This is a genomic window from Vibrio sp. PID23_8 (assembly GCF_003584965.1).
In the GTDB taxonomy this organism is placed as follows: Bacteria; Pseudomonadota; Gammaproteobacteria; order Enterobacterales; family Vibrionaceae; genus Vibrio.
The window spans coordinates 117,146-137,795 of the sequence record NZ_LIXE01000007.1; the positions used below are offsets into that span (position 1 = coordinate 117,146).

20 protein-coding genes are annotated in these 20,650 nt (G+C 45.9%); 11 read left to right on the top strand and 9 right to left on the bottom strand.

Annotated elements, in window-relative coordinates; translation table 11 throughout:
* Positions 1 to 27 precede the first annotated feature (27 nt).
* From flhB to AK966_RS13280, 6 genes are read right to left on the bottom strand one after another with little or no spacing between them, the layout of a single operon-like run.
* Entirely contained in the window at positions 28 to 1,155 is a 1,128-nt protein-coding gene (flhB, locus tag AK966_RS13255) for a flagellar biosynthesis protein FlhB (RefSeq protein ID WP_119464317.1), read from the bottom strand.
* Positions 1,152 to 1,928: a flagellar biosynthetic protein FliR gene (gene fliR / locus AK966_RS13260; RefSeq protein ID WP_099078240.1), complete on the bottom strand. Its 777-nt coding sequence runs from the start codon at positions 1,926 to 1,928 to the stop codon at positions 1,152 to 1,154. The genes flhB and fliR overlap by 4 nt, the downstream gene beginning before the upstream one ends.
* Complete coding sequence (gene fliQ, locus AK966_RS13265; RefSeq protein WP_099078239.1) at positions 1,928 to 2,197, bottom strand: flagellar biosynthesis protein FliQ; 270 nt, start codon at positions 2,195 to 2,197, stop codon at positions 1,928 to 1,930. The genes fliR and fliQ overlap by 1 nt, the downstream gene beginning before the upstream one ends.
* A gap of 12 nt (positions 2,198 to 2,209) precedes the next feature.
* Positions 2,210 to 2,977 (bottom strand): flagellar type III secretion system pore protein FliP, encoded by a 768-nt coding sequence (gene fliP / locus AK966_RS13270; RefSeq protein WP_099078238.1) that lies wholly within the window; start codon positions 2,975 to 2,977, stop codon positions 2,210 to 2,212.
* A gap of 18 nt (positions 2,978 to 2,995) precedes the next feature.
* Complete coding sequence (gene fliN, locus AK966_RS13275; RefSeq protein ID WP_099078237.1) at positions 2,996 to 3,364, bottom strand: flagellar motor switch protein FliN; 369 nt, start codon at positions 3,362 to 3,364, stop codon at positions 2,996 to 2,998.
* A complete protein-coding gene (locus tag AK966_RS13280; protein ID WP_119464318.1) occupies positions 3,361 to 4,179 on the bottom strand; it encodes a FliM/FliN family flagellar motor switch protein in 819 nt (272 codons plus the stop codon). The genes fliN and AK966_RS13280 overlap by 4 nt, the downstream gene beginning before the upstream one ends.
* Before the next feature lie 370 nt (positions 4,180 to 4,549).
* On the opposite strand from AK966_RS13280, the gene AK966_RS13285 reads away from it, so the two are divergent.
* The 8 genes from AK966_RS13285 to fliJ are packed head-to-tail and all read left to right on the top strand — an operon-like array spanning position 4,550 to position 12,546.
* A complete protein-coding gene (locus AK966_RS13285) occupies positions 4,550 to 5,560 on the top strand; it encodes an OmpA family protein (protein WP_119464319.1) in 1,011 nt (336 codons plus the stop codon).
* Positions 5,560 to 6,891 (top strand): sigma-54 dependent transcriptional regulator, encoded by a 1,332-nt coding sequence (locus tag AK966_RS13290; protein WP_172438060.1) that lies wholly within the window; start codon positions 5,560 to 5,562, stop codon positions 6,889 to 6,891. The genes AK966_RS13285 and AK966_RS13290 overlap by 1 nt, the downstream gene beginning before the upstream one ends.
* 15 nt (positions 6,892 to 6,906) lie before the next feature.
* A complete protein-coding gene (gene fliE / locus AK966_RS13295) occupies positions 6,907 to 7,263 on the top strand; it encodes a flagellar hook-basal body complex protein FliE (RefSeq protein WP_099078233.1) in 357 nt (118 codons plus the stop codon).
* Positions 7,264 to 7,266: 3 nt separating this feature from the next.
* On the top strand, positions 7,267 to 9,018 hold the full coding sequence (gene fliF, locus AK966_RS13300) for a flagellar basal-body MS-ring/collar protein FliF (RefSeq protein WP_099078232.1): 1,752 nt from the start codon (positions 7,267 to 7,269) through the stop codon (positions 9,016 to 9,018).
* Positions 8,981 to 10,000 carry a flagellar motor switch protein FliG gene (locus AK966_RS13305; protein ID WP_099078231.1) on the top strand — a complete coding sequence of 340 codons (1,020 nt, stop codon included), beginning with the start codon at positions 8,981 to 8,983 and terminating at the stop codon, positions 9,998 to 10,000. Before fliF ends, AK966_RS13305 begins: the two co-directional genes overlap by 38 nt.
* Before the next feature lie 4 nt (positions 10,001 to 10,004).
* A complete protein-coding gene (fliH, locus tag AK966_RS13310; protein WP_119464320.1) occupies positions 10,005 to 10,760 on the top strand; it encodes a flagellar assembly protein FliH in 756 nt (251 codons plus the stop codon).
* Positions 10,753 to 12,102, top strand: a complete 1,350-nt coding sequence (gene fliI, locus AK966_RS13315) for a flagellar protein export ATPase FliI (protein ID WP_119464321.1) — start codon at positions 10,753 to 10,755, stop codon at positions 12,100 to 12,102. Before fliH ends, fliI begins: the two co-directional genes overlap by 8 nt.
* A 3-nt stretch (positions 12,103 to 12,105) precedes the next feature.
* Positions 12,106 to 12,546 carry a flagellar export protein FliJ gene (fliJ, locus tag AK966_RS13320; RefSeq protein ID WP_119464322.1) on the top strand — a complete coding sequence of 147 codons (441 nt, stop codon included), beginning with the start codon at positions 12,106 to 12,108 and terminating at the stop codon, positions 12,544 to 12,546.
* A 53-nt stretch (positions 12,547 to 12,599) separates the two neighbouring features.
* Here fliJ and AK966_RS13325 read toward each other — a convergent pair whose 3' ends face one another.
* A complete protein-coding gene (locus AK966_RS13325) occupies positions 12,600 to 14,771 on the bottom strand; it encodes an EAL domain-containing protein (RefSeq protein ID WP_119464323.1) in 2,172 nt (723 codons plus the stop codon).
* A gap of 115 nt (positions 14,772 to 14,886) precedes the next feature.
* Positions 14,887 to 15,924, bottom strand: a complete 1,038-nt coding sequence (locus AK966_RS13330; RefSeq protein WP_119464324.1) for a trypsin-like serine protease — start codon at positions 15,922 to 15,924, stop codon at positions 14,887 to 14,889.
* Positions 15,925 to 16,175: 251 nt separating this feature from the next.
* Between AK966_RS13330 and AK966_RS13335 the strand changes: the two genes are divergently transcribed.
* Both AK966_RS13335 and AK966_RS13340 read left to right on the top strand, forming a co-directional pair.
* Positions 16,176 to 16,928 carry a phosphatase gene (locus AK966_RS13335; protein WP_182852679.1) on the top strand — a complete coding sequence of 251 codons (753 nt, stop codon included), beginning with the start codon at positions 16,176 to 16,178 and terminating at the stop codon, positions 16,926 to 16,928.
* 128 nt (positions 16,929 to 17,056) lie between these two features.
* Positions 17,057 to 17,446 (top strand): cytochrome b562, encoded by a 390-nt coding sequence (locus AK966_RS13340; RefSeq protein WP_099078224.1) that lies wholly within the window; start codon positions 17,057 to 17,059, stop codon positions 17,444 to 17,446.
* A 140-nt stretch (positions 17,447 to 17,586) separates the two neighbouring features.
* Here the strand turns inward: AK966_RS13340 and AK966_RS13345 are convergent, their stop codons facing one another.
* Positions 17,587 to 18,498, bottom strand: coding sequence for a LysR family transcriptional regulator (locus AK966_RS13345; RefSeq protein WP_099078223.1), 912 nt, complete (start codon positions 18,496 to 18,498; stop codon positions 17,587 to 17,589).
* 123 nt (positions 18,499 to 18,621) lie between these two features.
* On the opposite strand from AK966_RS13345, the gene AK966_RS13350 reads away from it, so the two are divergent.
* Positions 18,622 to 20,640: an alkyl/aryl-sulfatase gene (locus tag AK966_RS13350; RefSeq protein ID WP_119464326.1), complete on the top strand. Its 2,019-nt coding sequence runs from the start codon at positions 18,622 to 18,624 to the stop codon at positions 20,638 to 20,640.
* The last annotated feature ends 10 nt before the right edge of the window (positions 20,641 to 20,650 follow it).

Here is a 20,650-nt window from a genome sequence, read left to right on the forward strand (position 1 = left end):
CTGTGTCCTTGGGTAAACGCGGGTTAATCAGTGTTGCAAATGCTTTGGAATTGAAAAATGAGGCAAAGGCGTCGGTTCCTTTCCGTCCCCTTTACGAAAGGCTTTCAACTGCAAAACGTAAGTTAAAATATGGGCCACTGCGATATAGAGTTGGCTCGGAATGGCCTGCTCAATCGCTGTGGTGTGATAAATCGAACGAGTCAGCGGCGGCGAGTTGATGATCTCGACTTTGTTCTCGCGGGCGATGCGTTGAATGTGCATCGCGGTTTCATCGACGCCTTTTGCCACCACAAATGGTGCATCGGACAGCGACGGCTCGTACTTCAATGCCACGGCGTAGTGGGTCGGGTTGGTGATCACCACGTCTGCGGTTGGCACCATTTTGTCGATTTTACGGCGAGCAAACTGCTGCTGAATTTGGCGAATGCGTTGTTTAACTTCTGGTCGACCTTCGTTGTTCTTGAACTCCTCTTTGAGTTCTTGTTTGGTCATGCGCAGCTCTTTGAGGTGCTCCCAGCGTTGGTAAGGAATATCAAGTACCCCAAACAGCAATAGGGCGAACCCCATCAGCAGCAGACCTTCAAACAAAATCGACATGATCAGTGAGAAGCCTTGGCTGAGTGGTAAGTTTTGCATGCCAAGTAGCGGCTGTAGATGGTTGTCTAGGTAGCCATAAAGAATGCCGAAGATGACGAGTACTTTAAAAGTCGATTTGACCAATTCCACAAGTGAGCGAGTAGAGAAAATACGTTTAATGCCAGAGATAGGGTTCAGTTTGCTGAGTTTTGGCATGACGTTCGCAAGGCGGAACATCCACCCACCCAGCACCATGCTGCTGCCAAAGGTGACAATGATGATTACTGAGAAGAGGGGCAATAGCATCTCAATGATCACCGCCAAGCTCTGACCAAGGTGTTCCACCAATTGCTTTGGGTTTTCCAAGTCGGCTTTGGTTAGGGTCATGTTGTAACGGAATACGCCAGACATGCATTCCCAAATACTGTTGAGTTGGGAATAAAAAAACATCGCAACGGCTAGGAAGATAACGGCGGTAGTGAACTCTTTTGCGCGCGGAATTTGCCCTTCCTGACGGGCTTTTTTGACCTTCTGGGGCGAGGCTTTCTCGGTTTTGTCTTGAGACGACTGTTCGCTCATGCGCCCCCCAACATAAAGTTATTCAAGAAACGAATGGTGTCGTGAACTAACGCGGTATAGCGACTAGGCACGCCAGAGACAGAGATCAACACGCTGAACAAACCTAAGAGCATGGTCATGGGAAAGCCCAACGCATAAACGTTGAGTGATGGCGCTGCTCGGTTCATCACACCAAAGCTGATGTTGGCGAGCAGCATAGAAACGATCGCTGGTAACGCTAAGGCAAGCGCAGAAGCAAACATCCACCCAAAGATGTTCACAACGCCTTGCAAGGAAAGGGCGGAGATACCCGATCCCACAGGCCAAATGACAAAGCTTTGAATGACGATATCGATAACCAATAAATGCCCTTCAAGTGCAAGAAACAACAAGGTCGAGAAGATAAGGAACATGCGGCCTAGAATCGCCACAGACAAACCATTAACCGGATCGTTCATCATCGCCATACCCAAGCCCATTTGTAACGAGATAGTCTGGCCGAGCATGGTGAATACATTGAACAACATATGCAGGATTAAGCCGAACATCAGGCCCCATATCGCCTGTTCGAAGGCTAAGAAAAGCGAGGTCATCGAGAACAGTTCGACTTCTGGCATTGGTGGCATAAGTGGTGCGGTGATCACCACAATCGAGAGCGCAAGCAAGCTGCGAACCCAGACTGGAATCAGCGCGTCACCAAAAAATGGCATGGAAATGAATACGGCACCGATGCGAAAAAATGGCCACCACAGCTGACCTAGAATCACGGACAGTTCCGCAAACGTGATCGCCATTAGCCGATCATCCCTGGAATATTGTGGAACAAGAAATCAAACAATTCCATGATTTTACGTAGCATCCAGTGACCCGCAAAAATCACCATCAGCAGCGTGACTAACAAACGTGGCAGGAAGCTGAGGGTTTGCTCGTTAATTTGCGTGGCAGCCTGAAATACCGCAATGCAAAGACCAACAATCAACCCCGGCAAAACCAAGACGGCTACCATCAAGATGATCAGCCAGACGGCGTCAGAAAATAGTGTAACGGTGAGTTCTGGTGTCATATTGCGCTCCCATTACCCAAAGCTGGCGGATAGTGTGCCGACAGTCATCGCCCAGCCATCCACCAGAACAAACACGACAAGCTTGAATGGCAGCGAGATGATCAGTGGTGACAGCATCATCATACCCATTGCCATCAATACACTGGCAACGACAAGGTCGATGATCAGAAACGGGATAAACAACATGAAGCCGATTTGAAATGCGGTTTTCAGCTCACTGATGACGAAAGCAGGCAACACGACAGCAAATGAAATATCTTCGACGTTTTGGTCGATAGGCTCGTTGGCAATACGCAGCATTTGCTCCAACGAGCTTTGGTGGGTTTGTGCCAACATAAAGTGACGAACAGGTTTTTCTGCCACCGAAAACGCTTGCATCAAGGTAATTTCACCCTTGTCATACGGCTTGAAGGCGTTGTCGTAAATATCGGTCCAGACAGGGCGCATGATAAGCAGCGTCAACGTTAGTGCAATGCCGACCAAAACTCGGTTTGGCGGACTCTGCTGCAAGCCTAACGCCTGACGCAATATGGCTAATACTACGATAATGCGTGTAAAGCTTGTGGCCATCAAGATGAAGGCCGGCAAGAAGCTGAGTGCCGTCATTAGCAAGAGGATCTGTAGCTTAACACTGTATTCTTGCTGCGTGTCACCGTCGGAAACGGATAAGATGGTTAAGCCATTGTCTGCCGCCATGGTTGGCAGCGTAAACAACAGTAAACCAAGTAATGTAATCACCAGTAAAGGCAACCGACACTGACTGTCACTCAGAACATTCATCGCGCAACCCACCTGAATTTATCGGCCAACGCCGCTAAGCGCAGAGTCATGGACATCGATCAGGCGTAGGCCATATTTGTCGTTAATGACCACGACTTCTGCTTGTCCCATCAGAGAACCATTTACTTTCACATCAAGAGGTTCGCCATTGAGTTTGTCCAGTTCAATCACTGTGCCTTCACCCGCTTTCATCAAATCGCCTAGTGGGATTTCTTTACTCGCGACTTCTAAGGTAACGGTAACAGGAATGCTTTTAAAAAAGCTCAAATCGCGTTCTGTTACCGGTTCTGCTTGGAATGGTTGCTCTGGGGCAAAGTCTTCTAGCTGAAAATCGTCAAAGTTCAAATCATCGGCGTCGAATGCTGTGGTTGCTTGGGCTTCGCTCATCGCTGCGATTCCTTATCTGGGTTAAAAATCAAAACAAGTTGATCGTCTTGCTCGGCAATACGACCAGTGAAAAGTGACTGATTGCCAATACTGACTGGCACAGTATTGAGTAACTCTATCGGTAAAATATCATTCGGCTTCAGTCCGATAACATCACTCAATGCCATATTTTTTTTACTGAGTACGACATTGAGTCGAACAGGCGTTGACGCCAGAGAACGGCAAAATGGCTGATACAGGTCGACATCGGATTGTAATTTCAATTGATCTATTAAGGTTTGAATCAACTGACTATCCAATTTGAGATGAACCGCACCTTGGCAGTCATCGAACGCGATAGAAAGCTCGGCATGCAGTCCGATGCCTCTTGGCGTTTCGTACTCGCAGGCTTGCCACATTTCTTGAGGTGCTAGCCAGTTGATGATGATTCGACTAATACGCTCTTGAAGGCGCAAGTCACTCGCAGTCAAGCTTGTAGAGGCGCGCTCTGTTGCCGCACCGTAAAAACGGTCAGCAAGCTTGATTAATGCTTGTGCGTCTCCGTGGATATACACCATGCCGCCATCTTGATGCTGATAAATGGAGGTTTGGTCTTTATCCAAGAAAGTTGGTGAAAATCTGTGTAGCTCTACTGAAACTAAGTTTGCTTCGATTTTGTTGGTGCTGAGCCAATTTTGTAATTCATTGGTTAGGCTAGAACAAGATTCTGAAATCAAACTTTCGAGCTTTTCTCGAATGATATGAATAGGTTTGCCTAATAATTCTACATCAAGAAGTTTGATGTCGGAAATAGGCTCGTTGTCTCTGCTTTCCATTTATATTTTACCGTGCCTTAACATTCGAAGTTGTTTTAACTTAATAGCGTGTAGTCTACACAGAGTTTTTTACTAACCTTTAGTTTCAACTTTAAATAATGTGACTTTAGTTCATATGTTGATTTGCGGAGGCAATGAGGCACTTTTCATAAAAAATAAAAAGAGTTATTTTTGTCCTATAAATTCAAGATAAGAATATAAGTTCATGTGTTAATTATCTGGAATGATCGGTTAAATTCACAGCAATTCTTGAACACAAACATCATGCGTTACTTTCTGATCATGAAGCCATTCATTTATAGGTACGAGTGGAAATTCGTTCTTTGTACGCTTATTGACCACTTTCAATGTTTTAGAATAGGGAATCAATATGATTAACTATGCCAGACACCCTAATATGATGGCATATTTGAGAAATCTAACTAAGTCAAGGTTATGTAAGAAATACGTTTTAACAAAAATATCAAAACTTATATTTGTCATGATTATGACATGGTCAAAATTAACCTTGGCAGGTGAAAGTATCATTGTTCCTATGGATCTATCGAGTTGGGATTATAAAGGAAATCAACTTGAATGCAGATTAATTCATACGGACATTCCATATGGGAAGTTTTACTTCCGGGCGGAAACTGATAATCGCCTTTTTTTTATTTCAGAAGTAAAAGATGGCGATGAAAAATGGAATAGCGCTTCTCTTCAAACTCAAAGTGCCCCATGGAATGGTGAGCTGATAACGAATTTATTAGCGTCACAAACTGCTCCAGAAGCAACGCGTCGATTTGAATTCGTAAAAGGAAGTGAGTTACTTCTTGATGGTATTACTAAAGGAAGCTGGGTTACACTGTCACTTATGGGGGGTGATGCTTCCTCGCTTTCCGAGCTGACGTTGCCAACCATTCAAATTCAACCTGCTTTAGCGTCATTTAAAGCGTGTCGTGAGCGGTTACCTAAATTGTCTTTTTCGCAAGCACGTGATCTGGTCCTGCCTTTCCAATTTGGGCAAAAAACACTGACCCCATCTCAGTTAGAAACGATTGCTGCGTTATACAGTTATGTGTCTGCTGATAACCGAGTCACTAAAATCCTTGTAGATGGGCACACAGACAACGTTGGTTCCGATGTAGTTAACCTCACTATATCTCGTCAACGCGCTGAACAAGTTGCCAAAGCCCTTGTCGGCAAGGGAATCGATGCCAACCTCATTGAAGTGAGAGCGCATGGTTCTCGCTATCCGATTGCTAGTAATAACACCAGTGCAGGACAAATGAAAAATCGTCGGGTGACGTTGCGCCTTGTTCGAGACAACGAGCGCGTTATTGCTAAAAACCATAAAGAATTGAAACAACACACTCAACAAAAGAAGGTCAAGGTTCAATGATGACGAAAACGGATATTTTGTTGGTAGAGCCCAATGAAAGTCTTGCTCAACCCGTATTGGATGTACTTGAGAGTGCGGGTTATTCCGCTCGACATTCTCGTACAGGCCGAAGTGCACTATTAGAAGAGAGAGCAAGCATTACCTTGGTCAGTTCAACACTACCGGATATGTGTGTTCGTGAGTTTGTAGTGTGTCACCAGAGGCAACGAAACGTAGGTGTTGTGATTGCGATTGTCGATCAAGAACAAGGCCTTCTCGCGGCAGAAATCATGAATTCAGGGGCGACTGACTATCTATTGCGTCCATTTGAAACCAATCAACTACTGAATTTACTGAAACGTGTTGAAGCACTGGGTAAACCATTGGCTAATATAGTGGCCGAGTCTTGGCGTAGTAAGCAGGTACTTCAATTGGCACATCGCGCTGCCTGTACGAACGCGAGTGTATTGATAACGGGTGAGTCAGGCACCGGGAAAGAAGTGCTCGCACGTTATGTGCACGAGCACTCTCCGCGTTTGGATGGTCCTTTTGTTGCAGTGAACTGTGCGGCTATCCCAGAATCTATGCTTGAAGCGGTGTTGTTTGGTCATGTGAAAGGGGCATTTACTGGCGCGACTGGCTCCCAAAGCGGAAAATTTGAAGAGGCCAATGGTGGCACGATATTGCTCGATGAAATCGGTGAAATGTCTCCAGCAGTGCAGGCCAAACTATTGCGTGTTTTACAAGAGCGCGAAGTTGAGCGTGTCGGCAGCCATAAAGCGATTCAATTGGATATTCGCGTGATTACTGCGACAAACAAAGACCTACGTGAAGAAGTGCAAAAAGGCACATTCCGTGAGGACCTCTACTACCGTCTTGATGTTTTACCTTTGCACTGGCCTCCGTTGCGCGAGCGTAAAGAGGACATTCTACCTATCAGTCAATTCTTTATCGAAAAATACCAAGACAGCAGCCGTTGTCGTTTGTCTCAGGATGCGATCTCTGCGCTGTGTCAGTATCACTGGCCAGGGAACATTCGTGAACTCGAAAATGTCATTCAACGTGCGTTAGTGATGCGTCACGGTGACTACATCACTGCCCATGATCTGATGCTACCGATTGATTTTCTCGTTCGCGTGCCTTCTGCGGAGCCAACCTCAAGTTTTGGTCACGTTGAGGCAAAGAAGCAGGCGGAGTATCAATTTGTCTTGGAAAAATTACGTCAGTTTGGTGGAAACCGAACCAAAACCGCAAATGCTTTGGGCGTATCTACCCGAGCGTTGCGTTACAAGCTCGCAGCAATGCGTGAACACGGTATTGATTTACAGTCGGCGCTAGGCTCGGCTGCCTAAAAGGAGAAACAGTAAATGGCAAGTCAACCTACCAATGCGATCTCGGCAGAGCAATTAATGCTGTCGAAAATGGAGATCATGAGAACTCAGGTTCAGCAGCCAGAATTTGTCGTAAGTGCTAACCCGATCGACAAGCAATCTCTGAATGCACCGTTATCGTTTTCTCAAGCAATGACCAGTGTGTTGGATTCGGTGAACCAGCACCAATCGGTGGCCAGTCAGAAAATGACAGCGGTAGAAACGGGAAAAAGTGATGACTTGGTTGGAGCAATGGTGGCAAGTCAAAAAGCGAGCTTGTCTTTCAATGCACTGATGCAGGTACGCAACAAGGTTGTGGCCTCTTTTGACGATATTATGAAAATGCCGGTGTAATCTATGTCAGAAATTACTCCCCAAGTTGCCGGAAACACGGCAATGCCTATGAGTTCAACACAAACGCTATCCTCTTCAAAAGGGATGGATGATGTGAAATATAAAATCAGACAGTTGTGGTCAAGCAGCCAGCGTAACCTTGTGTTGTCCGCCGTATTGGCAGCCATTGTTGCCGCGATTATTGTGGTCGCGTTGTGGAGTTCTTCTCAGAGCTTCCGACCGCTATATAGTCAGCAAGAGCGTTTCGATATCGGTGAAATCATCTCAGTGCTTGAAAGCGAAGGCATTAGCTACCGCATGCAAGAACAAAACGGCCAAGTGTTGGTGTCGGAGGGTGAAGTTGCCCGCATCCGCATGCTGCTTGCTTCGAAGGGGGTGAAAGCGAAATTGCCAACGGGTCTGGATTCATTAAAAGAAGACAGCTCGCTAGGTACCAGCCAGTTTATGGAAACGGCACGTTATCGCCACGGTTTAGAAGGTGAGTTAGTGCGCACTATCATGTCGCTAAATGCAGTAGCGAATGCACGTGTCCACCTTGCGGTTCCTCGTCAAACCTTGTTTGTGCGCCAAAACACGGAAAACCCTTCGGCTTCTGTGATGTTAGAGCTTAAGCCGGGGGAAGATCTGAAGCCTGAGCAGGTCGAAGCCATCATCAACCTAGTGGTTGGCAGCGTGACAGCAATGAAGCCTGAATTTGTCTCGGTGATTGACCAATACGGTCGACTACTGAGTGCGGATGTGGCTTCTGCTGAAGCGGGCAAAGTGAATGCGAAATACCTTGAATACCAAAAGAGTGTTGAGAAGCAAATCATCCAGCGCGCGGCTGACATGCTGACGCCGATCGTGGGGCCAAGTAACTTCCGCGTACAAGTTGCGGCGGATATGAACTTTAGCCAAGTCGAAGAGACACAAGAGATCCTCGATAACGCACCGGTCGTTCGTAATGAACACACTATCCAAAACAACTCCGTTGACCAAATTGCATTAGGTATTCCGGGCTCTTTGAGCAATCAACCACCTGTAACCGGTGAAACGCCAACCAACGATAGCCAGAACACCAATGCACGTTCAGAAGTTAATCGCCAATATGCGGTAGGCAGCAGTGTGCGTCGAACTCAGTACCAACAAGGTCAAGTTGAAAAGCTCAGCGTGTCAGTTCTGCTTAACTCGCAAGCCGCACCGGATGGTGTCGCATGGAGTGAAGCGGATAAATCGCAAATCTCAACCATGATCATGGACGCGGTGGGTATCTCGAATGCACGTGGTGACAGCTTGAGTTTGATGAGCTTTAACTTCACCCCAATTGTGATCGACGCGCCGCCAGCACTGCCTTGGTGGCAAGATCCAACAGTTCAGCAGCCCTTACGTTACGTTATTGGTGGCATGTTGGGTCTGGCGATGATTATGTTCGTTCTTCGTCCACTGATCATGCACCTAACTGGCGCAGACAAGCGTTCTTCTGAGTTGGAGTTCGCCCCGCCGCAAGATGAACCAAGCTATGATAATTTACAGACTCGTGAAGAGTACGAGTATGAAGATGTACTTAATCGTCGCCTATCCGAGAAAGGTATAGCTCTGTCTTCTGGACTGGATGTCAACAGCGATATGTTGCCACCGCCAGGATCACCACTAGAGATCCAACTTAAACACCTACAGCTTATTGCAAATGAAGAGCCAGAGCGTGTAGCCGAGATATTGAAACAATGGGTAAACATCAATGAACACAGCACAGTCAACGTCGAAGCAGACGCTTAGTTATGTAGAACAAACCGCACTGGTGCTGCTCGGCATGGGTGAGGACGCGGCGGCGAAGGTGTTGCAACATTTTAGTCGAGACGAAACACAGTGTGTTACTCGTGCAATGGCGAAACTCAACGGCATCAAAAGTGAGTCTGCTCGTACGGTGATTCAGAACTTCTTTGAAGACTTTAGTGATCACAGTGGTATTCGCGGTGCTTCAAAAGAGTACTTGTCGAATACGCTGCGCAAAGCGTTGGGTAATGATTTAGCGAAAGGCTTACTTAATAACCTATACGGTGATGAAATTCGCAACAATATGAAACGTTTGCAATGGGTTGAAGCGGAAACATTGGCGCGGTTTATCGTCAATGAGCATCCGCAGATGCAGGCGATTTTCCTGGCTTACCTACCCGCGGATAGCTCTTCTGTGGTATTGAAGCATCTGCCTCAAGATTATCATGATGAGATCTTATTCCGCATTGCACAACTACAAGACATTGACCATCAAGTAGCGAATGATCTGCACGAATTGGTGGAACGTTGCATTGAGAAAGTGTCCGCTAATCAGAGCGTACCCCTGTCGGGCGTCAAACAGGCGGCCGACATCATTAACCGTTTTGAAGGTGATCGAGCGTCGTTGATGGAAATGCTTAAACTTCACGATGCCGATGTTGTCAATGAGATCGAACAGAACATGTTTGACTTCATGGTTCTCGGCCGTCAGCGCGAAGAAACGATGGATATTCTTGTGCAACAAATTCCACTCGAAATGTGGGCAGTGGCGCTAAAAGGATCTGAGATTACGTTGCTGCAAGCGATCAAACGCTCTATGCCACAGCGCATGGTAAAAGCACTAGAAGATGAGATGGAGTCACGTGGTGCGGTGGCATTAAGCCGCGTTCATCGTGCACGTAACGACATCATGCAGATGGTTCGCGAACTGGATGATGCAGGTGAAATCCAGCTGGTTCTTTATGAAGAGAAAACGGTGGAATAACACAATGGCAGAGAGAAGATCCACTATCATGCGTTTACCTCCGAATGGTTATCGTTTACATCGATTCCCTCCGTTAGCTAAGCCAGTTACGATTGAAGATGATTTTGTATCGGAAAGCCAGAACTGGCAAGAGACTCAAGTTGATATTCAGCAGCAATTAGAAGTTGGTTTTCAACAAGGCTTGCAGCAAGGTCACGAGGAAGGTCTACGTCAAGGCATTGAGCAAGGTAAGCAGAAAGGCCTTCTAGAAGGGCAGAAAGAAGGTTTTCAGAAAGGTTTCGTATCTGGAGAGCAATCGGGTAAACAAAGCTTTTTAGAGGCAGCAAAACCGGTCAACGAACTTTATCAAGCCTTGTCTCGTTGGCAAAGTGAGAAAGAGCAACAGCAGCGTCAAATGATCTGTGAACTTGTTCAGAAAGTCGCGCAACAAGTGATTCGAGCGGAACTCACACTCATGCCTCAGCAGATTTTGGCGTTGGTGGATGAAACCTTATCGGCTATGCCGGGCAAAGCAGAAACGGTGACGGTGCATTTGAATCCGCAAGATCTTGAACGGATCACGCAAATCAATAAAGAGTTGTCAGCGTCATGGAAGTTGGTTGCGAACAGCGAATTGCCGGTAGGTGGTTGTCACTTGGTGACGGATGATGCAGAGGCTGATGCGAGTTGTGATTCTCGATTACAAATTTGTATGGATAACGTAAAGCAGCATTTGCTGGACGAAGTTCCTCTCCCTTCGGTTGAAGTAGAAAATGAGTAGCACCTTAAGCCACGAACTATTGAATGAACGTTTGAGCGATGCATTAGCATCGCTCGATTCGATCCCTGTCGCCCGAGTTACCGGTCGCCTAATCAAGGTGAATGGGCTGATGCTACAAGCAGTGGGGTGCCGATTCAAACTAGAACAACGCTGTCTAGTCGAAACAGCGGAAGGCGATATGATTGAAGCGCAAGTGGTGGGCTTTGAACATACGGTTGCTTATTTGATGCCAATACGACGTTTAGGCGGGTTATTTGCTGGCGCAAAAGTGATCCCACTGGATGGCGACAGCACCGTACAACTTAGTTCGCAGTGGCTAGGGCGTGTGGTTAATGGGTTAGGCGAACCATTTGATGATGGTGCGCCACTTAAGGGCGGTGATAGAGTTTCACTTGAGCCAAAACCGATCAACCCGCTTAAGCGTAGGCCAGTTGATACGCCGCTAGACGTTGGTGTCCGTACTATTAATGGGCTACTGACTGTCGGTAAAGGCCAGCGCATTGGTCTGATGGCCGGCAGTGGTGTTGGTAAAAGTGTTTTAATGGGCATGATCACGAAAAACACCGAAGCGGATGTGATCGTCGTTGGTTTGATTGGTGAGCGAGGGCGAGAAGTTCGAGAATTTATCGAACGAAATTTAACCCCAGAAGCACGCCAAAAAGCGGTCATTATTGCGGCACCCGCCGATGAATCACCATTAATGCGTTTGCGAGCGACGTTACTTTGCCATCGCGTAGCAGAATACTTTCGTGATCAGGGCAAAGACGTTTTATTGTTGATGGACTCGCTTACTCGCTATGCCATGGCGCAACGAGAAATCGCGTTGTCACTTGGCGAGCCGCCAGCATCGCGTGGTTATCCGCCCTCGGTATTCAGTGTATTACCGCAACTTTTAGAGCGCGCAGGGAACAGTGAAAACCCTCACGGCAGTTTAACCGCAATTTATACAGTATTAGCTGAAGGGGACGACCAACAAGATCCAGTGGTGGACTCAGCTCGGGCAATATTAGATGGTCACGTTGTTCTTTCTCGTCAATTGGCAGAGCAGGGGCATTATCCCGCTATTGATATCAATGCATCGATCAGCCGCTGTATGAACGCATGTACTCATGAAGCGCACAGCGCTATTGCGAACAATTTCCGTCAGTACTATTCCAATTATCTGCAGGTGAAAGAGTTATTGCCGTTGGGAGGATATCAGCCGGGGCAAGATCCGGAGTTGGATCAGGCCGTTTCGATGTACCCGAAATTGCGTGCTTATTTGCAGCAATCAGCGAATGAAGCGGTAGACTATCCAACCAGTTTAACCGCGTTGGCACAGATGTTTCAAAGTGGGCAATAGTGCATGGAAGCCAAGTTAAAAGCCGTCGGCAAACTGCAACAAATGGAAGAAAAGCAGCGCGATAGAGTAGGTCAGAAGTTGGATGTCATGCGGCAGCGACACGCTCATTTATCGCTACAGTTGGCGCAGTTATCGGAACTGAAAGCGCATGCAGGGCATTCCGCATTGACGACGCCGACACTCAATAGCGCCACATTAATGAACCTTAATCGTGTCGATCACTTGCTGCAAAAGATGCTCCGTCACCATGAGCAAGAGGAAGCGCTGATGCAAGCAGAATGCGCCTCGGTACAAAATACACTAGAGAACAAGCATGCTCGCATTAAGGGACTGGAAAAAGTGCTTGAACGCTGGCGCCAAAAGCAGAATTACGAGAAAGCCAAAAAAGAACAAAAACTGATTGAAGATATTATTAACTCGCGGCTAAAGCGAAGAACGTTATAAACGCCCTTTTATGTTCATTTAAATTTCATCTAATCTCTAGCTTCTTTTCAGGCTCAAAATGTGTTTAAAAATGTAAGTAGTGGTCTAGGTTTCGCCACACCGTAGCCTTGCGCGTAGGTGATACCTAGGTTTTTCAATATCTCTATATGTTTTTCAGTTTCCACAAACTCAGCAACAGTCTCTAAATGCATGTCATCGGCGACATTACAAATGGAGTTCACGATCAATCGGTCGGTTTCGCTATTTGGTAGATCGATGACAAATGCACCATCAATTTTCAATATGTCTAATGGCAGTTTGCGCAGATAAGCGAAACTCGCATACCCGGTGCCGAAATCATCAATCGCGATTTTACAGCCCGCCGTTCTCATCGCGACTAACGTATCAATCGCCTGTTGCTCATTCTGGAATGCGGCAGATTCAGTAATTTCAAAACAGATACGGGAAAGTGGGATGTTAAACGCTTTAGCTTGGTTGATAATGCTATCCGCTAAGTGTTCAACCCCAAGCGTTTTTGCGGTTAAGTTAATCGCGCATTTTTCAATGTGGCTCCAATCGCGAACAGACCCGCTCAGCATTTTAAATGTGTTATCAATAACCCAGTGGTCAAGCTCAACTTCTAAGCCGAACTGATTGATAAGAGGAAAAATCTCTGCTGGGGAAAGGTAAGTGCCATCGATGTTTTTTATCCTCAACAACACTTCGAAACTGCATGCGTTGTCCTGTTTGCCATTTAACTTAGCATAAGGTTGGCAATAAAGTTCGAACATGCCTTTTTTAAACACTTGTTGAATAAAGCTTAGTTTGTCTAATCCTCTCACTGGTACGTGATGCGCATCTAACCAGCGTATTGACTGGCCGTAACTCGGTTGCTGATCGCAAAGTGCAGACACGGTTTTCTCTATGTCATCGTCCAGTGAAGCATGAGTACAGTGCAATGTTGGCAGCACCAGCGATATCGATGTGCCTTGCCAATAAAACTGGAATTCATCAAGGTATTTAGTGAGACGGTTTAAATTAGAGTTGATGCGGCTATCGCGCAAAGCGTAACCAAGAATACCGATAGAGAAAGGTGGACGGAAGCAATGTGGTAAGCTGGTAATGCCTTTACATAAGTAATCATGAAGTTGTTGAATAAGCTGGGTCTTCCCTTCATGGTCCAAGTCAGATATTTTCGAAATCGTTGGCGCTAAATCTAAGTACACTAATACCAATGAACCGTGGAGCTCTAAGTCTTCTTTTAGCTGTGCAATGTTGTACAGGCCAGTGTATGGGTCGATTCGCTCGTACTGGATCTGCTTCTGAGCAAGCTCGTAGCGACGAATGGATTGACTGCCTAACAGGTACGCCAACGTCGTTGTTACGGCGGCAATCACGATCCATTCTAAGAAGTTAGCATAGTGCCCGTAGTTGAGATTTACCCGATGTATCTCATTTTGGATGATAGTGAGAATGGCAACAGAACCGAGCAAAAGAGGGCGGATTAATCCGTGTCTGCCAAAGCCCGATACAATGACGATCAACAATAGAAAACAGAGTATATTGGCAAGCAGTGGGCTTGAATGAGAAACCGCCACGGCCATAATGACCACGCACATGCCAAGCCAAGCGATGTAGCCTAGTTCTCGGCTTGATGAGACGCGCAAGTTGTCATCCAATTGAGTTATCCCGTTAGTGCGATCTTTTAGTAAGGCGTTCAGTGCGACATGCAGAAGTGGAGTGACTAACAGTTGGGTAAGATACAGCCCTAACGCAGAATAGACGAAAAACGTGCTGCTGGTTGGTGCATCATTAAACCAGTACTTAAGTAATGAGAAGGTTATCGCCCCTAGGATGGGTAGCATGCAGCCGAAAACGATGAAATATAACTTCATCGCCGAAAATACCGTTGAATGCTCTTGTTTATTTAGTAGTAGCTTAAACAGTTTGCAGCAGATGAAATGTATGAGAATCGTTGTGGCAGCAATGACAGCTGAGGTGTCAAAGGCTCTATTGGTGTATAAGTAATAGACAAGAAGTCCCAGAAAAGTGGGGGCTAATGCTTTACTATCGTAGCGGAAAAAGCAAACCACTAAGATGGCGCTAACAAACGAAATAACTTGATAAGTATCATATGCGATGACGAAAAACGAAGACAGTGCAAAAGCGATCATTACACTGGTGAAGATCGCAATGTTAAATTTTACAGCATCCACCACGTGTTTGATTTTAAAAGTGTTAGTCATTTCATTTCTCGGAGCTCGTCTGCCTATATACCCAAGTGACTTCAAGATGCAGGATTCAGATCGTTGTCATTGATTCGAGTCCAAGGGAGCAATGCTATGAAATAGCCTGCTATTTCTAACGTGTTTGACTGACGTTTCGTTTGACTAGGAGAGAAATAGTAAGCAATAGCACTAACCAACTTGTCGAACCGCCACTGCTGTTTTGATCGCTATTGCTGATCGTGTCTTTTGGTTCAAAACCGGAATCACCTTGACTGTGGTAGTCTTCGGTCTTTGCTAGTGAGGCATCATAACTGGTCTTATTACCCGCACTCGTTTGTGCTTCAATCCAAGACGTATAATTAAGTATTTCGGTAAAGACACTTGGAATGTCAGGTGATTCACAGATGCTCGAGCCGTAGCTAACAATCCCGATTTGTTGGTAAGTTCCGTTAGCATCTTGGTAAGTTAATGGGCCGCCAGAATCACCACGACAGATACTGGTATAGGTTTGGTTTGGGAACCCATTGGCACATAAGCTTTCCTGAGCATTATAGCCAGACACTAATGAGGCGCATTGAGTGTCAGTGAGAGGTTTGACTTCTGCCCAGAGTAAGGCGTTTGGTCCGGTTTCATCATTTGTCGACGTTTGACCTAAACCGAATATCTGATATTTAGATTGGCTGCTGTAATCACCAAAGTCTTGAGGTAGAGTAATGGACTCGACATTGTCGGTGATTGGGTGACTAAGCTCCAAAATCGCAATATCGTTGAGCCATAAATCACTGGCATTGTAGTCTGGGTGAATGGTAATTGTCCGGACGTCTTTAAATTCTTCAATATATACGTTGTCCATTGTGGGGTTCTTAACCAAGACACGAAGGTCGTCGATAGTCCACCGGTCAGTAAAGACATCTGACGTCACACAGTGAGCGGCAGTCATGATATAGCGGTCGTTGATAATTGAACCGCCACAAAGGTTCGAGAACTGTTTTTCACCAGAACGATGGAGAATGATACGGGCGAAAAATGGGAGTTGATTCTTTGCGGCTGGCTGTCCACCGATAATAAAGGCTGAAACCCCCGGGTTGCGCTCCGTGGCATTTTGAACGGCTGTAGCGAGTGTGGGAACGAGTAAGCATACGGTACCGAGTAAGACATTGATAAGTTTCATAAGACCTTTCCTTGGAGCTTAGTGTATATGTTGTACTTTATACTAATTTTGGATTCAATTTGGTCAAACAAATGATTCTCTGTGTATACATTCGCAAAATTAGTGCATTTCATCGTCAAACCACTTGGAAAGCGCTTACTATTACGCCTCGCTGTTTTTCTTGTGCTTGCTCCTGTAACCCCACGTCATCCTGCACCTTAAACTCATTTGGGTATACAATGGTTGCAACTGTGCACTCAAGAGAATGAATGATGGAATTAAAAGTTGATACTCATACACATACCTATGCGAGTGGCCATGCATACAGTACGTTGATTGAAAACGCTAAATTGGCAAAAGTGAATGGTCTGGATATGTTTTGTACCACTGACCACGCGGAATCAATGCCGGGTGCGCCTCACTACTGGTTCTTCTCAAACCAAAAAACGCTTCCTCGCTTTTTAGATGGAGTGGCGATTATTCGCGGTGTGGAATCAAACATTCTGAATACAGAAGGGGATATTGATATCCCGTTTAGTGTTGATCTCAACCTTGATTGGGTGATTGCGAGCTTTCACGAACCCGTCTTTATTCCCGCAAATAGAGCCATTCATACCGAAGCCTTGATTAATGTGATTAAAAATGGTCGTGTAGATGCGCTTGGGCATTTGGGCAACCCGAATTTTGACTTTGATTTTGACGCCGTATTAACGTGTGCAAAACAGTATAATGTGGCGATTGAAATCAATAACACCACACTGAAAGGCAACAGCCGCGTTGGTAGTGTGGAGCGTTGTTATGAGATTGCGAAAATCGGGAAAGAACTCGGTGTGTACTTTACCACGGGCAGTGACGCACATTTCTGTCATGATGTCGGTAATTTAAGTTTAGTCAGTGAGTTGATGGATGGTGTTGGCATTGACAGCTCTAAGGTGATCACTCACTCGACTGATCAGTTTTTGTCATTTCTAGAACGACGTGGCCGTAATCCTATCGTAGAATTTGACGAGATTCGCACTGCATAAACCTGATTACATTTTTGCCTGTGCACCAGCGAATAGATTGCTTTACACTGCGACTCCAATACTTGAGTAACCTTGGTTATGGGTATAAAAAGCTGACTCAGAATACGGCACACAATGGAGAAGTAAAAATGTTACGTCCTGTAGTTTTAGGGTGTGTGGTTGCGTTAGGCTCAACATACGCAATGGCAGAAGCCGTCGATTTAAAACAAAATATGAAGCAGATGAAAATGGATTTTAAACAGGCAGCGGGAGCATCGGATGTCGAAACCATGAAGTCTGCCATTGATAGCTTGCAAGCAATCGTCGAAGAATCTAAACGTGGTAACTACCCACCAGAAAAGTTTGACCTTTACCTAGAAGGTTTTAATAAACTGTCTGTCACGTTAGATAATATTGAATCAGACCTCGACGCAGGTAAGCTAACTGAAGCGAAAGAGCAATTGCGTGAAATTGATGGGTTACGTGAAGAGTATCACGACAAGCGTAACCCAAGTATCTGGAGCAAGCTGTTCGGCTGAGCGCTCAGGCAATATTTAAATGAATACAAAAATCAGCCTGCCATTTGGTGGGCTTTTTGTTTCTTCGACGTCCAGCTCTTGCTTCCTCCCCTAAATCACTCTCAATACTATTGTGCGGTTATCGCCAACTTCTCTCGTTACTAAGTCGATGACTCGGTAGAGAAATATGACCTGAGCTTGTCTCTTAGCCAGATATTGGCAGGACTGTGTTTCATCCGGTTATGGGTGAGTAGCCGATATTTCACAGGAATGTTGGTGAAAGGAGCATCAAGCACTTGCAGATCGAGTCGCTCTGCAAATTGGTCAGCGATACTTCTTACCGTCGCTACTAAGTAATCACAGTTTGAGACCATCGTCATTTGAGACACCAATGAATCACATTCGGCAGCGACTTTGCGCTCCCCAATCGACTCTTTAGTAAAATAGTCAGCAAGATAAGCGTCCTCTCTTCGCAGTTTTAAGGTGACGTGCTTTTCAGCATAAAACTGCTCAAGCGTCAGTGAGTTTTGTATTCTCGGGTGCGCTTTTCGAGCAATGACGCAAATCTCATCATTTAAAAAAAACTCAGAGAAAAAAGAAGGTGCGGAGTAATTCGCGAAGTCGATCGCCAAGTCGGCTTTTTGTTGATTGAGGTTATGGATCAGTTTTTCTTCACTAGAAAGCGTAGGGTGTAACTCAATCTCAACCTGTCCTAGGCGAGTATCGGCCTCTATCTTCGGCAGTAGCATTAACATTACGGGTTCAGTGGTATAAACCACAAAACGACGTGAGTTCTCTGTGGAGAAACTGTCTATTCCTTCCAACGCATTTCGGATTTGATTGAGTGCGGGTTCAACTTGACGGGCTAACTCGTGAGCCTGATGCGTAGGCTCAATGCCTCGTCCTGAGCGAACGAAAAGTTGTACGCTTAGCTGCTGTTGAAGTCGTTTCAGCACCCCACTGACTCCGGGCTGAGTTAAACCCATGATGTCCGCTGCAACCGTGATTGAACGGTGCTGATAAACCGCAATAAACACGTGAAGTAAATTCAGGTCGATATTGGATCGTTGCACAAGCTCCTCCTCTTAAAACATAACAATATGTGATGTTTTAAATAAAGTTTCATGCATGTATTTTGATGTGTCAACGAATTAAAGTAGCCTCATATCGAAAAACGAGACACCACGAGGCTCACTATGACTAACCGTTTTGCACCTTCAGCGATTTCACTTGCACTACTCGTTTCTTTTTCTGCGATGGCGGATTACGCCAGCTTAGATACTTACCAAGGTAAGCCAGCGACGGAACATACTCAGCGTGCAAATGCGACGTTGGCGAAAGATCTACCTTGGCAAGACGTCAGTGCATTTGATCGTACGAAGAAAGGGCTCATTGCCGAGTTTGGCACTCATGAAGCGGGCGAGCTAAAGAACCGCTTTGAATACATGTCAGACATGAGTGTGGAGCAATTACCTGCATCGGTTAACCCATCGATTTGGCGCCAGGGAATGTTGAACTACGCCGCTGGTGGTTTGTATAAAGTGACGGATGGGGTGTATCAGATTCGCGGTGCAGACTTGTCTAACATGACCATCTATCGCACTGATAATGGCTATGTGATTCACGATCCTTTGCTATCGAAAGAAGCGGCAGCGGCGTCATGGGCATTTGCCAAATTGCATCTGCCAAAGATTAATGGCGAACACAAAATTACGGGCATGATTTACTCGCACATGCACGCAGATCATTTTGGTGGTTCACGCGGTATTTTTGAGTCGGGTGACTTTGTTGAAGGCGCACCAATCTATGCACCAAATGACTTTATCAAAGAGCTAGCGGACGAAAACGTGATTGCAGGTGCTGCAATGGGGCGTCGTGCCAATTACCAATACGGAACCACGTTGGATAACAATACTCAGGGCATCGTTGATAATGCGCTTGGTCTCGGCACTTCTCGTGGTGAAGTCACCTTGGTTACTCCGACACAAGAAATTGAAGAACGCGAAAAAGTCGTCACCATTGACGGGTTAGAGTTCCACGCGATCAATATGCCGGGGGCTGAGGCGCCTGCAGAAATCGTTCTTTATATTCCCGAATACCGCTCGTTGAATACTGCGGAATTAACCTATGACGGTATGCACAATATCTATACTTTCCGTGGTGCGAAAGTGCGTGATGCACTAGTTTGGACCAAGTATCTGACAGAGCTGAAGTTATGCTACGTTGATAGTGGCTTGGTTGATAACATTCATGCCGATCACTCTGCACCAGTGTGGAATGATGGCAAGACAGAAACCAACGAAATTGCGGATTACATGACGCTCCAACGTGATAACTATGGCTTTATCCATAACCAAGCGATGCGTTTAGCGAACCATGGTGTCACCATCCATGATGTTGGGCGTGAGATTGAAAAAATCGTTCCTCAATCTCAAAAAGACACTTGGCACACAAACGGCTATCATGGCTCATACAGTCATAATGCACGAGCAGTTGTGAACCTGTACCTTGGTTACCATGACATGAACCCAGTGAACACCAATCCACTGCAAACCAAAGCGAAGTCGTGTGTTTATGTTGAAGCCGCAGGTGCGGATACCTTATTCAATGCAGGACAAGCGCATTTCAAAAAGGGTGAGTACCAAGAGGCATCACAACTGTTTAATGACCTTGTTCAGTGTGAGCCAAGCAATATCGACTACCGTTTTGCGTTAGCGGATAGCTTTGAGCAACAAGGCTACCAGTCTGAAACCATGGCTTGGCGTAACTCTTACCTGCAAGGCGCCGTTGAGCTTCGTACTGGAGACATTCAGCCATCGATTAAACTGGCATCTCCAGATGTCATTGCGAATACGCCAACTGGCATGTTCTTGGACTTCCTTGCAGTTCGATTAAATGCGGAGAAAGCAGAGCAAGCAGGCCTCGATTTTAACTTTGGTATTCACCACCCAGACTTAAATGAGTCTTACTTTGGGGAAGTGTCTAACTCCAATATGGCGAACATCCAAGTTGATAAGCTGCCAACCACAGATGTCACGCTGCAAATCAGTAAAGCGGATATGACTGCGATGGTACTAGGACAAGCAACGTTGGATGAACTTGTGAAATCCGGTAAAGCGAAGTTAACGGGAAATGCAATCCTTATTACCCAGCTAGCTAACACATTGGACGATTTTGATGGGATGTTTGAAATTCTTCCTATGCCAGCAAAGTAATTAGCGCATA